Below are 13,810 nucleotides of genomic sequence, written 5' to 3' on the forward strand. Positions count from 1 at the left end.
CATGGGTATACACGCGATGTATACCCATGGTGTAGTGTGCTCCGCATGTCAATCGGCCACACCCTGCTCGGACTTCTGGAGTCCGGGCCGCGCCATGGTTACGACCTCAAGCGCGCCTTCGACGAACGCTTCGGACACGACCGGCCCCTCGCGTACGGGCAGGTGTACTCGACGATGGCCAGGCTGCTCAAACACGGCCTGGTGGAGGTCGACGGGATAGAACCGGGCGGTGGTCCCGAGCGCAAGCGCTACGCCATCACCGACGCCGGGGTGACCGATGTGGAGACCTGGCTCGCCCAGCCGGAGAAGCCCGAGCCGTATCTGCAGACGACCCTCTACACCAAGGTCGTCCTGGCCCTGCTGACCGGCCGCCCCGCCGAGGACCTGCTGGACGCCCAGCGCGCCGAGCACCTGCGGCTGATGCGCGAGCTGACCCGGCGCAAGAAGACCGGCGACCTGGCGGACCAGCTGATCTGCGACCACGCCCTGTTCCATCTGGAGGCGGACCTGCGGTGGCTGGAGCTGACCGCGGCCCGACTCGACCAGCTCGCCGCGGAGGTGGCCAAGTGAACGCCGACAACGGACCCCTGCTCGTCGCCACCGACCTGCGCAAGGTCTACGGACCCACCCCGGCCCTGGACGGCGCGGACTTCACCATCCGGGCCGGCGAGGTGGTGGCGGTGATGGGCCCGTCCGGGTCCGGCAAGTCCACGCTGCTGCACTGCCTGGCCGGCATCGTCCGGGCGGACTCCGGCGCGGTCCGCTACCGCGGCCGGGACCTGACGGCGATGTCCGACGGCGAGCGCAGCGCGCTGCGCCGCTCCGACTTCGGCTTCGTCTTCCAGTTCGGCCAGCTGGTGCCCGAGCTCACCTGCCTGGAGAACGTGGCGATGCCGCTGCGGCTGGGCGGCCTCAGGCGGCGCGAGGCCGAGGAGCGGGCGGCCGGCTGGCTGGGGCGGCTGGAGGTCGCGGACATCGCGGACAAGCGCCCCGGCGAGGTCTCCGGCGGCCAGGGCCAGCGGGTCGCGGTGGCCAGGGCGCTGGTCGGACAGCCCCGGGTGGTCTTCGCCGACGAACCGACCGGCGCGCTGGACTCGCTGAACGGCGAGCGCGTGATGCGGCTGCTGACCGACGCGGCGCACGACACCGGCGCTGCGGTGGTCCTGGTCACCCACGAGGCGCGGGTGGCCGCGTACTCCGACCGGGAGGTCGTCGTGCGGGACGGCAAGTCCCGCGACATGGAGCGGATGTCATGAGCGGCTCGCCCGGACCCCTGGCCGGCTTCGACGCGATCGGCCCCCGCGGGCCGCGCGGCCACGAGCCCGAGCCGTCCGCCTCACCGCGCACCTGGATACGCGACCTGGCGCTCGGCGTCCGCTTCGCCGCGGGCGGCGGGCGTGAGGGCTGGACCCGTACGCTGCTGACCGCGGCCGGCGTCGGCCTCGGCGTGTCGCTGCTGCTGCTGGCCGCCGCCATCCCCGCCATGATGGCCACCCGCGACCGCAAGGAGGCCGCCCGGGACACCTCGTCGATGACCTACATCGCGAAGCCGACCGACCATACGCTGCTGATCGCCGACGCCGGCACGACCTATCACGACAAGGACATCACCGGGGTGCTGGTGCACCCCGAGGGCACGGCGCCCGGACGTCCGCCGGGCGTCGACGTACTGCCGCCGGCCGGGCACATGCTGGTCTCCCCCGCGCTGAAGAAGCTGCTGGCGTCCGCGCCGCTGCTGCGCGAGCGGTTCCCGTACACCGTCGACGGCACCATCGGAAAGGCCGGCCTGCTGGGCCCCGCGGAGCTGTACTACTACGCCGGCAGCGACCGACTGACCGCGCGGGACGCCGACTACACCACCGGCAACGCCGAGCGGGTCAGCGGCTTCGGGTACCAGCGCGCCTCCGAGCCGATGGGCCCGGTGCTGGACCTGCTGCTGGTGATGGTCCTGGTGGTGCTGCTGCTGCCGGTCGCCGTCTTCGTCGGCACGGCGGTACGGTTCGGCGGCGAGCGCCGGGACCGGCGGCTGGCGGCGCTGCGGCTGGTGGGCGCCGACATCCGGATGACCCGGCGGATCGCCGCCGGGGAGGCGCTGTTCGGCGCGGTGTTCGGGCTGGTGCTCGGCGCGCTGGTCTTCCTGCTCGGGCGGCAGCTCGCCTCGAAGGTCACCATCAGGGGTATCTCGGCCTTCCCGTCGGACATGACGCCGAGCACGCCGCTGACGCTGGTGATCGTGCTCGCGGTGCCGTTGGCCGCGATCGCGGTGACCATGCTGAGCCTGCGCCGCACCGTGATCGAGCCGCTGAGCGTGGTCCGGCAGGGACTGGGCCGGCGGCGCAGGCTGTGGTGGCGGCTGCTGATCCCGGCGGTCGGACTGCTGCTGCTGGCGCCGCTGTTCGGCACGGTCAGGGGCGACGCGAGCGTCAACCAGTACCAGGTCGCCCTCGGCACCGTCATGCTGCTCGTCGGCGTCACCGCGGTGCTGCCGTGGGTGGTGGAGGTCACCGTGGGCCGGATGCGCGGCGGCCCCGTCGCATGGCAGTTGGCCACCCGCAGGCTCCAGTTGAACAGCAGCGCCTCGGCCCGGATGGTCAGCGGCGTCACCGTCGCGGTGGCCGGGGCGATCGCCCTGCAGATGCTGTTCGGCGGGGTCGGCGGCGACTTCCGGAGCAGCACCGGCGCCGACTCGACCCGGGCCCAGGCCCAGGTCAACGTCCCCGTCACCAGTGGCAGCCAGACACAGGCCGCCATGCGGCAGATCGCCGCGACCAAGGGCGTCCGGCAGGTGTACGGGTACGTCGAGTCCGGGGCCACCCAGCCCGACGCGAGTACGGCGAGGACGACCGACTTCGCCTATCTGCCGGTGAAGGTCGGCGACTGCCCGACGCTGCGGCAGCTGGCGGACATCACCTCGTGCCGGCCCGGCAGCACCTTCGTCGTGCCGCCCGGTTCCGACGTCGACGACGGCGGGGCGTTCGCGAAGTACGCCACGCCCGGCGGGCGGGTGGACCTCAACACACCGGACGAGAAGTACACCGGGACACCGGAGTTGTGGACGATCCCGAAGGACGCCCGCCGGGCCGCCGCCCGGGTGGACCCGACCGGCAGCACCAGCTACGGGATCTTCGCGACCCCGCAGGCGGTGGACGTCTCGCTGCTTCGGCGGCCCGGCTCGGAGATCATGGTGAGCCTCGACCCGGAGCAGCCGGACGCGATCGAGTATCTGCGCAACACCGGGGCGACGTTCGGCCCGGACGCGTATGTGTCGATGATCAGGAACGTCACCGAGAAATCCGGCTACATCCAGCTGCGGCGGGGGCTGTTCGCCGGCGCCACGCTCACCATGGCGCTGATCGGGGCGAGCCTGCTGGTGACGATGCTGGAGCAGTTGCGGGACCGCAGGAAGCTGCTGGCGGTGCTGGTGGCCTTCGGCACCCGGCGGACCGCGCTGGCCTGGTCGGTGCTGTGGCAGACCGCGATACCGGTGGTGCTCGGCCTGCTGCTGGCCGGCGTCGGCGGGATCGGACTGGGCGCGGCGCTGCTGGCGATGGTCGGCGAGCCCTTCCGGGCCGACTGGGGCGGTGTCGCTGCGATGTCGGCGATCGGCGCGGGGGTGGTGTTCGCGGTGACGCTGCTCAGCCTGCCGCCGCTGTGGCGGATGATGCGGCCGGACGGGCTGCGCACCGAATGACGCGCTGAGCGGCGGGTGCAGCGGTGGGCGAAGCGGTGGGCGGGGGTGCGCGCGAGGGGCGCGTGCCCCCGCCCGGCGCTCAGCGGACCGGTGTGCGCCTGCCGTCGCCCGCGCCGGAGCCGGTGTCGTCCAGCGGCTCCGACGCCGCCGGATCGGGGTCGGAGGCGGGCGCGGCGCCCGGTTCTGAGTTGGCGCCCGGTTCTGAGTCGGCGGCGGGCTCCGGCGGGGGCTGGAGCAGGGGCTGGGCCAGTGGCTGCGGCAGGGGCGGGGGCTCAGCGGCCGGTGCCAGGGCGGCCGGCGGCTGTTCCGCCGCGTCGCGGGCCTCGGCGACCTCCCGGGCGTAGGACCGCAGATAGCCGACCACGGTATTGCCGACCGCGACCAGCGGCACCGCCGAGACCGCGCCGCCGATGCCCGCGACCAGCGAGCCGGCCGCCACCGACAGCACCACGGCCAGCGGGTGGACCCGTACCGCGCGGCCCAGGATGAACGGCTGGAGGATGTGCCCCTCGATCTGCTGCACGGCCAGCACCACCACCAGGACCATCAGCGCGGTGAACGGCCCCTCGGTGACCAGCGCGACCACCACCGCGATGGCGCCGGAGGCCACCGCGCCGACCAGCGGCACGAAGGACGCCAGGAAGATGAGCACGGCCAGCGGCATCGCCATCGGCACCCCGAGGATGAAGATGCCGATACCGATGAACAGGGCGTCGATCAGCGCGACGAGCACGGTGCCGCGCACATACAGCGTGAGGGTGTGCCAGGCGCGCGGGCCGGCCCCGGCCAGTCCGTCGCGGGCGGGCTCGGGGAAGAGCCGCAGCACCCACTTCCAGATGTTGGGGCCGTCGTAGAGCAGGAACAGGGTGCTGAACATCGCCAGCAGCATGCCGGTCAGCAACTCGACGATGACGGTGACGCCTTGGAGTCCGGCGTCGGTGAGCGCCTGGGTGTTGGAGCCGATGGCGTCGCTGAGGTTCTTGGCGAGCTGGTTGATCTGGGTGTCGGTGACATGGAAGGGGCTGTTGAGCAGCCACTTCTTTCCCTCCGCGACACCGTCCTGGAGGCTGTGCGAGAGGTTGTCGATATTGGCCATCACCTGCCAGACCACGAACCAGCCGACCAGGCCCATCACGATGAAGCCGCCGATGAACACCAGCGCGGTGGCCAGCCCGCGCGGCACGCCCATCCGCTTCAGCCGGGCCACGAAGGGCTGCAGCAGCGCGGTGATCAACAGGGCGGCGGTGAAGGCGAGTACGACCAGCTGGACCGCGCCGATCACCCGCATCAGCACCCATACGGTGCCGGCGAGCACCAGCAGCCGCCAGCCGACCTCGGCGGCGACCCGCATGCTCCACGGCACCACGGACACCGGGTCCGGCGGGGTGCGGACGGCCCGGGGCGCGGGAGCGGCTCCCGGCCCGGCTCCAGCGGCTCCGGCGGCCCTGGCCGTCGCGCCGGTCCGGCCGGTCCCGCCGGAGCGCCGCGGGTCGGCCGGGGCGGTGGCGGCGGTGCCGGACAGCACCGCCGCCGCGGGTATCGCCGCCTCCGCGGGTATCTCCGAGGGCTCGGAAGGCTCTTCCGCGATGTCCGCGGGGTCCAGGACGCCGTCCGCACGTGTGGTGTCGGCCGGGGCGGAGACCGCGTCGCCGGCGGAGCCGCCGGACTGATGTCCCGCGTCACGGGCGGAGACCGCCGCGTACCGGTCCTCGATCCGGCCGGCCAGCCCGGCCAGTCCGGCGGCGAGCGCGGAACTCCAGTGGCGCTTGTCCGGCATCCCGCTTCCCCCTGACCCCTCCGGCTGTCCCCCGACACCGCCGGCCGACTGTGACGCTCCTGTGGGAGACGACGTTACCCGCCATCAGGGTTGCTCAGCTCAGGGGGAGTCGGGCCCGGCCCGGAACGAGAGACGGCACCGCGCCGGGGAACCGGTGCGGTGCCGAAACGACTCGGTCATGGGGGCCTAGTAGTAGCTGTGGCCCTGCCAGAACTCCCAAGCGCCGCACGGGCTTCCGTAGCGGCTGTTCATGTAGTTCAGGCCCCACCTTATCTGCGTGGCCGGATTGGTCCGCCAGTCGGAGGCGACCGAGGCCATCTTCGAGCCCGGGTTGGACTGCACCAGGCCGTAGGCACCGGAGGACGCGTTGGTGGCGGTGTAGTCCCAACCGCTCTCGCGGGAGACGATGTTGGAGAAGCACGCGTACTGGCCGCTGCCCACGATCGTCCTGGCCATCGCCTGGACCGCGGCGACCGAGTAGGACGCCTTGACCGGGAAGGACGCGCTGGCGTCGCCCTGGTCGGCCGCCGCCTCCGCCTTCTCCTTGGCGAGCTTCTCCGCCTTGTCCGCGGCCTTCTTCTTGGCGGACGCGTCCTTGGCCGCCTGTACGCGGGCCGCCTGCTCGGCGTACTGCCTCGCCGTCGCGTCGGCGGCGTCGGACTGAGCCTGGATCTGCTCGGTCAACGAAGCCTGTTGTACTTGCTGCCCATCGGGGATGTCAGCAAGGAGGGTCGTCGTCCCGGCTGCTTCGACGGGCTCGGTGGTGCTGCCCTGTTCGGCGCCTGACGCGACGCCCACGACGGCGCCCACAGTGGTGACGGCGGTGGCGGATGCCACCGCGAGCCCCCGGACCGAGATCCGGCTCACACGGTTTCCTTCCGGCAGCGTCCGCTTGGTGACCGCACGGACGCAATCGTGCCCCTGGCGCTGTCCCCTTGGGTCCGGTCCGCCGTACGGGCCGGTCGGTCACGGGGGTACTGGCCCGGTGCGAAGTCCCTTGCGGGGTCCGCGTGGTGCTCGGGCGGCTCATGGCGAGCGTTGTGGATTTGTTTGGTTCTGCTGGTCCTACCCCCCGAGGGGTGTAGGAGTGCCATAAGCGGGGCCTGACAGCCTCACACCCTGCCGTACGCAGACGCCGCGCGGCAATTTCCGGTTGAGTGGCAAACTTCACACGCTGCGAACGGAGGTAATTGCTGTCGCTCGTCGCCGGGAAACGCTAAGCTGCTGCGCCCTCCGGGGAGGGCGCAGCAGCTTCAACTCACTGTATTCATGGCCAAATCGGGGCATCGTACAAAACGATCACACCCGGATCGATCCGGCTGTCACCCGGTCACGCTCCGCCGTCCTCCAGCATCTCGGTGACGAGCGCCGCGATCGCGGACCGCTCGGAACGGTTGAGCGTCACATGGGCGAACAGCGGATGGCCCTTCAGCTTCTCCACCACCGCCACCACGCCGTCGTACCGGCCCACTCGGAGGTTGTCGCGCTGGGCGACGTCGTGGGTGAGCACCACCCGCGAGCCCGCCCCTATCCGGGACAGCACGGTCAGCAGCACATTGCGCTCCAGCGACTGCGCCTCGTCCACGATCACGAAGGCGTCGTGCAGTGAGCGCCCCCGGATGTGGGTGAGCGGCAGTACCTCGAGCATGCCGCGGGCCACGACCTCCTCGATGACCTCCTTGCTGGTGACCGCCGACAGTGTGTCGAACACCGCCTGCGCCCAGGGGCTCATCTTCTCGGCCTCGCTGCCCGGCAGATAGCCGAGCTCCTGGCCGCCGACCGCGTACAGCGGCCGGAACACCATCACCTTGCGGTGCTGGCGGCGCTCCAGGACGGCCTCCAGACCGGCGCACAGCGCCAGCGCGGACTTGCCGGTGCCGGCCCGGCCGCCCATCGAGACGATGCCGACCTCCGGGTCCAGCAGCAGATCCAGCGCGATGCGCTGCTCCGCGCTGCGGCCGTGGATGCCGAACGCCTCCCGGTCGCCGCGCACCAACCGGACCCGGCCCTCGGCGGTGACCCGCCCCAGCGCCTTGCCGCGGTCGGACTGCAGCACCAGCCCGGTGTGCACCGGAAGATCGGCCGCCTCGGGCAGCGCGATGGTTTCCTGCGCGAAGAGCGCGTCCACGTCCTCGGCCGAGACCAGCAACTCCTCCATTCCGGTCCAGCCCGAGGTGATCGCCAGCTCAGCCCGGTACTCCTCGGCCAGCAGGCCGACCGAGGACGCTTTCACCCGCAGCGGCAGGTCCTTGGAGACGACGGTGACGTCGTACCCCTCGGCCTGCAGATTGCGGGCGACCGCCAGGATGCGCGAGTCGTTGTCACCGAGCCGGAACCCCGCGGGGAGTACCCCGGGGTCCGAGTGGTTGAGCTCGACACGGAGCGTGCCGCCGATGTCACCGATCGGGATCGGTGCGTCGAGTCGGCCGTACCGGATCCGGAACTCGTCGAGCAGGCGCAGGGCCTGCCGGGCGAAGTAACCGAGCTCCGGGTGGTGGCGCTTTGCCTCCAGCTCCGTCACCACGACGATCGGGAGCACGACTTCGTGCTCGTCGAATCGGGTGAGGGCGTTGGGGTCGGCAAGCAGCACGCTGGTGTCGAGTACGTACGTGCGCCGGTCGTGAACACGGCGATTCTTGCTGGTCACCACGTGTGGACGAACCCCCTCGGGAGAGGTGAGTCTGCGGTCCGACAGCCAAAGTCCGGATGCCGGTCTGCCAGTGATATGCCCTGGAAAGCCCACGCCCATGCGAATGCATATGACAGTCGTCCGACGGTCATCGACCGGTCACCGGCCGCTCATCCGTACTTCGGCGAACTCCAGAGCAACCGTAACGCCGCTGGCAGGCTACCCACTAGCCCTTTTTGTCCGTTGCTGACCGACTGTGGGCGGCTACGCTCCGTAACGCCGGTGCCGGGCCGCGTAGTCCCGCAGGGCCCGCAGGAAGTCCACCTTGCGAAACGCGGGCCAGAAGACCTCGCAGAAGTAGTACTCCGAATGAGCGCTCTGCCAGAGCATGAAGCCGGACAGCCGCTGCTCGCCCGAGGTGCGGATCACCAGATCGGGATCGGGCTGGCCGCGGGTGTAGAGGTGCTCGGCGATGTGTTCGACATCGAGGATCTCGGCGAGGTTCTCGATGGTGGTGCCGCGCCCGGCGTGCTCGTGCAGCAGCGACCTTACGGCGTCGGCGATCTCCTGGCGGCCGCCGTAGCCCACCGCCACGTTCACCAGGATGCCCGTGGTGCCGTAGGTGGCCTGCTCGGCCTCCTTCAGCACGGACTGGGTGTGCGCGGGCAGCAGGTCCATGGTGCCGACGTGGTGGACCCGCCAGCGGCCGTTGGCGGCCAGATCGGTGACGGCGTCCTCGATGATGCCCAGCAGCGGGACGAGTTCCTCGGCCGGCCGGTCCAGATTGTCGGTGGACAGCAGCCACAGGGTGACCACCTCGACACCGGTCTCCTCGCACCAGCCCAGCATCTCGGCGATCTTGTCGGCCCCGGCCCGGTGCCCCTGCTCGGTGGTACCGCCGGCCGCCTTGGCCCAGCGGCGATTGCCGTCCAGGATCACACCGATGTGCTTGGGGCCCTGCGAAACGTCGAGCCGGCGTTCCACTCGGCGGGAGTACAGCCCGTACACCAGGTCGCGCAATTTCATCGCGTACCAGCCCCTCCTGCACTTCGACGCCCGGCGGCCACACTACTGCGCGAAGTGCCGTACGGACGAACCGGGTCGGCGGCGTGCGGTGTCGGAGGGGCGGGTGGGGTGACGGGCCGACGGGCGCGAGGCAGCGGCCGGCGGGGCCCGGATGACCTGCGGAGGACGCGGCGCGGCCGAGACGGAGGTGGGGCGGAGGGGAGGCGCAGGCGAGGCGGCAGCGGATAGTAAGCGGTTCAACCGCTCGTGATAAGCAAGGCCCGTGGATATCAGAAACCTCTACCGCGCCTCCGACGAGCGCTACGACTCGATGGAGTACCGCAGGACCGGCCGCAGCGGGCTCAAGCTCCCGGCCGTGTCGCTCGGCCTCTGGCACAACTTCGGCGACGACCGCACGCTGGACTCCCAGCGCGCGATCCTGCGCCGCGCCTTCGACCTGGGCATCACGCACTTCGACCTGGCCAACAACTACGGCCCGCCCTACGGCGCCGCCGAGGCCAACTTCGGCACCCTGTTCGCCCAGGACTTCCGGCCCTACCGCGACGAGCTGGTGATCTCCTCCAAGGCGGGCTACGACATGTGGCCCGGCCCGTACGGCGAGTGGGGCTCCCGCAAGTACCTGCTGGCGTCGCTCGACCAGTCGCTGTCCCGCATGGGCCTGGACTACGTCGACATCTTCTACTCGCACCGCTTCGACCCGGACACCCCGCTGGAAGAGACGATGGGCGCGCTGGCGTCCGCGGTGCGGCAGGGCAAGGCCCTCTACGTCGGCATCTCCTCCTACGGCCCGGACCGCACCCGCGAGGCGGCCCGCATCCTGCGCGAGCTGGGTGTGCCGGCGCTGATCCACCAGCCGTCGTACTCGATGATCAACCGCTGGATCGAGGACGAGGGCCTGCTGGACGTCCTGGAGGAGGAGGGCATGGGCTGCATAGGCTTCGTGCCGCTCGCCCAGGGCCTGCTGACCGACCGCTACCTCGGCGGCATCCCCGAGGGCTCCCGGGCCGCCCAGGGCAAGTCCCTCAACCCGGCGCTGGTCAACGACGAGACCATCGCCCGGCTGCGCGCCCTCAACGACATCGCGGCCGGCCGGGGTCAGTCCCTGGCCCAGCTCGCGCTGAGCTGGGTGCTGCGCGACCCGCGGGTCACCTCCGCCCTCATCGGCGCGTCCTCGGTCGCCCAGCTGGAGGCGAACGTGGCGGCGGTCGGCGCGGCGCCGCTGACCCCGGAGGAGCTCGCCGCGATCGACGAGCACGCGGTGGAGCCGGCGGGGGTCAATCTCTGGTCGGTGAGCAGCGCGGGCTGAGGCCTTTGGGGGCGGGGGGGAGCGGGGGCCCCGGCGGGGGGCCGCAGGGGGTGCCCCGCCCTGCCGGTTCCCGGACCACCCGCCGGTGATCGGCTCGGCGCGCGGTGGTTTCTAGGAGTCGTTGCAACGCCCGAGTTCAGGGGATGCGATGTTCTTCGAGATCCGTGCGGATCGGCGGCCGCAGGGCCGGCGGAAGCTGAGCCGGGAGCGGGCGGCATACTCCCGGCTCATGCGAGAGGGCTACAGCAACACCGAGGCGTGCCGGATCGTCGGGGTGGACCGGCGTACCGGCCAGAAGTGGCGCAACGGGCGCAGGCCCACCGGTACCCAGCGCACCGCGATGCCGCCGATGCGCACCGCGCCCGAGCCGTCCCGGACGGGCCGGTACCTGTGCGAGGCCGAACGGGTCCACATCGCCGACCGGCTCCGTGAGAAGGCTTCGCTGCGGGCTATCGCGGCCGAGCTGGGCCGCAGCCCGTCCACGGTCAGCCGCGAGATCCGCCGCAACCAGCAGCCCGCTACCGCCCGTTCGCCGCCCAGGCCCGCGCCGACGCACGCCGCCCCCGCCCCCGGCCCGGGAAGATCGCCACCCACCCCGGCCTGCGCACCTTCATCCAGGACCGGCTCACCGCGCGGTGGAGCCCCCAGCAGATCTGCCAGGCTCTGCGGGAACACTTCCCCGCCCGCCCGGAGATGCACGTGGTCCACGAAACGGTCTACCAGGCCCTCTACGTCCAAGGCCGCGGCGAACTGCGCCGCGAACTGGCCACCGCCCTGCGCACCGGACGCGCCCACCGCAAATCCCACCGCCGGGCCCGCCAGCGCCGGCCCCGGTTCACCGACCCCATGGTCATGATCAGCCAGCGCCCCGCCGAAGCCGACGACCGGGCCGTGCCCGGCCACTGGGAAGGCGACCTGATCATCGGCAGGGACGGCGCCTCCCAGATCGGCACCCTCGTCGAACGCGCCACCCGCTACGTCCTGCTCGTCCACCTGCCGCACTCCCGCACCGCCGAAGCCGTCCGCGACGCCCTGGTCACCACCGTCACCACACTGCCCACCCACCTGAAACGGTCCCTGACCTGGGACCAGGGCAGCGAAATGGCCGCCCACAAAGCGTTCACCACCGCCACCGACATCCCCGTCTACTTCTGCGACCCCGCCAGCCCATGGCAACGCGGCTCCAACGAGAACACCAACGGACTGCTCCGCCAGTACTTCCCCAAAGGCACCGACCTGTCCGTCCACACCCCCGAACACCTCGCCTCCGTCGCCGCCCAGCTCAACGCACGACCCCGCAAAACCCTCGACTGGAACACCCCAGCCCAACGCCTGCACAACCTCCTCAACACATGACCAGCCCAACCACGTGTTGCAACCACCACTAGAAACCACCCGCAGTTCCCCGCGCCCCTTCGGGGCGCACCCTCGCGGGTGGCGGCAACCACCCAGGGGCGCGGGGAACTGCGCGACCAGCCCAGCACCGGGCAGCAGGCCGGTGACCAGCGCAGGGGGCACCCCGGGCGGCTCCGGTGACGCGCGAAGGGCACCCCGCAGGGGCCCAGGTCAGAACAGGACGCCCGCGAGGGCGCCCAGCAGCATGAAGGGGCCGAAGGGGATCGGGGTCTTGCGGTTGGCGCGGCGCAGCGCGATGAGGACGAGTCCGGTCAGGGCGCCCAGCGCGAAGCCGGCGAACGTACCGGTGAAGACGGTCGGCCAGCCGTACCAGCCGAGGACGAGGCCGAGCGTGGGGGCGAGTTTGACGTCGCCGAAGCCCATGCCGGCCGGGTTGACGAAGAACAGGACGAGGTAGACCGCGCCGACCGCCGCCGCCGCGCACAGCGCCCGAAGCCACGACCCCTGGTGGGACGGCAGCAGCGAAGCCACCCCCAGCAGCGCCACCGCGCCGCCCAGCGCGGGCAGCGTCAGGACGTCGGGCAGCCGGAAGACCATCAGATCGACCCGGGCCAGCACCAGTCCGACCGGCACCAGCAGCAGCCACACCACCAGTTCCGGATGCGCCCCGGTGGCCAGCGCCAGCCACCCGCACACCGCCCCGCAGCCGATCGCCGCGCCGTACCCCAGGCCGTAGCTGCCGCTCGGGCAGTGCGGTGTGCGGCAGCGCGCCGGGCCGAGCCAGCCGCGCACCGGATGTCCGGACGGGCAGGCGGCGGCCCACGGCGTGTCGGCGGGCACGGCGAGCCGGTACGCGGCCCTCGGTGCCAGCAGGCCGCCGGCTATTCCCCAGACGGCGGCGAGCACGATCGGATAGACATGCACCGGCCGACCGTACACGCGGACGCGGGCCGTCAGAGGGGCCTCGGCCGCCTTTCCCGGCGGACCCCAGGTGGGAGGGTTTCATGCGCCGGCGCTGGCGGGACGGGAACGGCACGCTGCGGACCCCGGGCGCGCAGGTGCCGCTGCGGATCGCGGCCTCCTACCGGGCCCGGACCCGTGGACTGCTGGGGGCGGACGGTATCGAGGGCGCGCTGCTGCTCACCCCGGCGGCCAGCGTGCACACGGTACGGATGCGGTTCGCCATCGACGTGGCCTACCTGGACCGGCGGCTGCGCGTGCTGGCGGTCCGTACGATGCCGCCGGGCCGCGTCGGCCGCCCCCGGCTGCGGGCCCGCCATGTCCTGGAGGCGGAGGCGGGCGCGATGGCGGGCTGGGGGGTGCGCAGGGGGGCGGTGCTGGAGGCGATGGCGGAGGCGTGACGGAGGCGGTGGCGGAAGCGGTGACGGAAGCGGAGTGATCGCGCTTCGCCGGCCGGGCGCCGGGCTTACGGAAGTCGCCCGGTGGTGAACTCGATGCTGTTGACGATCTCGGGCAGCAGCGTCGCGTCGTGGCTGGTGCCGTCGACTGACCAGGCGCGGACCAGCAGCGGGCGACCGTCACGGCCGGTGACGCGTACGTCCACATAAGCGGCGGGGCGGCCGTCGGGCGCCGGACGGACGTAGTTGAAGACCTGCGCCGGGTGGCCGTCGAGGGTGAGGGCGTCCTTGCGGGCACCGGCCGGGACGGCTTCGACGCCGGCCAGTGAGCCGGACCCGCGATCCGCCGGCAGCACGGCGAGAACCGCGTCCGTACGGCCCCACGCGTCGCGCAGCACGGCCCCTTCACCGGTCTCCTGCCAGCTCTTGGGGTGCGCGACCGCGATCTGTGCGGCCCGGAGATACCGCCAGCCGTCCGGCGAGCCCGCTCCGACCGAGCAGCCCGCGACGGCGGCCATCGCGCCCGCCGCGCCCGCTACGACCATCGCGATCACTGTGACCGGCGCCGATGCCCCGCCGAGCACCCTTGCGTTCCGCATGCGGGCAATCTACGACGCTCGGGCAAAGAAAAACGGGCCGGCTCGCAGGGGGGGAGAGCGAACCGGCC

Annotated in this window: 11 protein-coding genes and 1 pseudogene; 6 read left to right on the top strand and 6 right to left on the bottom strand. The window is 72.0% G+C overall.

Annotated elements, in window-relative coordinates; translation table 11 throughout:
- Nucleotides 1-45 precede the first annotated feature (45 nt).
- The 3 genes from ACFO3J_RS14565 to ACFO3J_RS14575 are packed head-to-tail and all read left to right on the top strand — an operon-like array spanning nt 46 to nt 3,691.
- Nucleotides 46-570 (top strand): PadR family transcriptional regulator, encoded by a 525-nt coding sequence (locus tag ACFO3J_RS14565; protein WP_386429803.1) that lies wholly within the window; start codon nt 46-48, stop codon nt 568-570.
- The gene (locus ACFO3J_RS14570; RefSeq protein WP_386429804.1) at nt 567-1,256 is read left to right on the top strand and encodes an ABC transporter ATP-binding protein; all 690 of its coding nucleotides are present in this window, start codon (nt 567-569) and stop codon (nt 1,254-1,256) included. Before ACFO3J_RS14565 ends, ACFO3J_RS14570 begins: the two co-directional genes overlap by 4 nt.
- A complete protein-coding gene (locus tag ACFO3J_RS14575) occupies nt 1,253-3,691 on the top strand; it encodes an FtsX-like permease family protein (protein ID WP_386429805.1) in 2,439 nt (812 codons plus the stop codon). The genes ACFO3J_RS14570 and ACFO3J_RS14575 overlap by 4 nt, the downstream gene beginning before the upstream one ends.
- 79 nt (nt 3,692-3,770) lie before the next feature.
- Here the strand turns inward: ACFO3J_RS14575 and ACFO3J_RS14580 are convergent, their stop codons facing one another.
- From ACFO3J_RS14580 to ACFO3J_RS14595, 4 genes are all read right to left on the bottom strand, one after another.
- A complete protein-coding gene (locus ACFO3J_RS14580; RefSeq protein WP_386429806.1) occupies nt 3,771-5,468 on the bottom strand; it encodes an AI-2E family transporter in 1,698 nt (565 codons plus the stop codon).
- 186 nt (nt 5,469-5,654) lie between these two features.
- On the bottom strand, nt 5,655-6,335 hold the full coding sequence (locus ACFO3J_RS14585) for an aggregation-promoting factor C-terminal-like domain-containing protein (RefSeq protein ID WP_386429807.1): 681 nt from the start codon (nt 6,333-6,335) through the stop codon (nt 5,655-5,657).
- A 463-nt stretch (nt 6,336-6,798) separates the two neighbouring features.
- Nucleotides 6,799-8,118 (bottom strand): PhoH family protein, encoded by a 1,320-nt coding sequence (locus ACFO3J_RS14590; RefSeq protein WP_386429808.1) that lies wholly within the window; start codon nt 8,116-8,118, stop codon nt 6,799-6,801.
- A gap of 243 nt (nt 8,119-8,361) precedes the next feature.
- Nucleotides 8,362-9,123 (bottom strand): isoprenyl transferase, encoded by a 762-nt coding sequence (locus tag ACFO3J_RS14595; RefSeq protein ID WP_386429809.1) that lies wholly within the window; start codon nt 9,121-9,123, stop codon nt 8,362-8,364.
- A 262-nt stretch (nt 9,124-9,385) separates the two neighbouring features.
- Between ACFO3J_RS14595 and mgrA the strand changes: the two genes are divergently transcribed.
- Both mgrA and ACFO3J_RS14605 read left to right on the top strand, forming a co-directional pair.
- Entirely contained in the window at nt 9,386-10,429 is a 1,044-nt protein-coding gene (mgrA, locus tag ACFO3J_RS14600) for an L-glyceraldehyde 3-phosphate reductase (RefSeq protein WP_386429810.1), read from the top strand.
- 148 nt (nt 10,430-10,577) lie between these two features.
- Nucleotides 10,578-11,785: pseudogene (locus ACFO3J_RS14605) on the top strand (IS30 family transposase).
- A gap of 210 nt (nt 11,786-11,995) precedes the next feature.
- Here the strand turns inward: ACFO3J_RS14605 and ACFO3J_RS14610 are convergent.
- The gene (locus ACFO3J_RS14610) at nt 11,996-12,709 is read right to left on the bottom strand and encodes a prepilin peptidase (RefSeq protein ID WP_386429811.1); all 714 of its coding nucleotides are present in this window, start codon (nt 12,707-12,709) and stop codon (nt 11,996-11,998) included.
- 80 nt (nt 12,710-12,789) lie between these two features.
- On the opposite strand from ACFO3J_RS14610, the gene ACFO3J_RS14615 reads away from it, so the two are divergent.
- Nucleotides 12,790-13,146, top strand: a complete 357-nt coding sequence (locus tag ACFO3J_RS14615) for a DUF192 domain-containing protein (protein ID WP_386429812.1) — start codon at nt 12,790-12,792, stop codon at nt 13,144-13,146.
- 65 nt (nt 13,147-13,211) lie between these two features.
- Here ACFO3J_RS14615 and ACFO3J_RS14620 read toward each other — a convergent pair whose 3' ends face one another.
- Nucleotides 13,212-13,742 (bottom strand): hypothetical protein, encoded by a 531-nt coding sequence (locus ACFO3J_RS14620; RefSeq protein ID WP_386429813.1) that lies wholly within the window; start codon nt 13,740-13,742, stop codon nt 13,212-13,214.
- Between the last annotated feature and the right edge of the window lie 68 nt (nt 13,743-13,810).

Source organism: Streptomyces polygonati (genome assembly GCF_042650325.1).
Lineage (GTDB): Bacteria > Actinomycetota > Actinomycetes > Streptomycetales > Streptomycetaceae > Actinacidiphila > Actinacidiphila polygonati.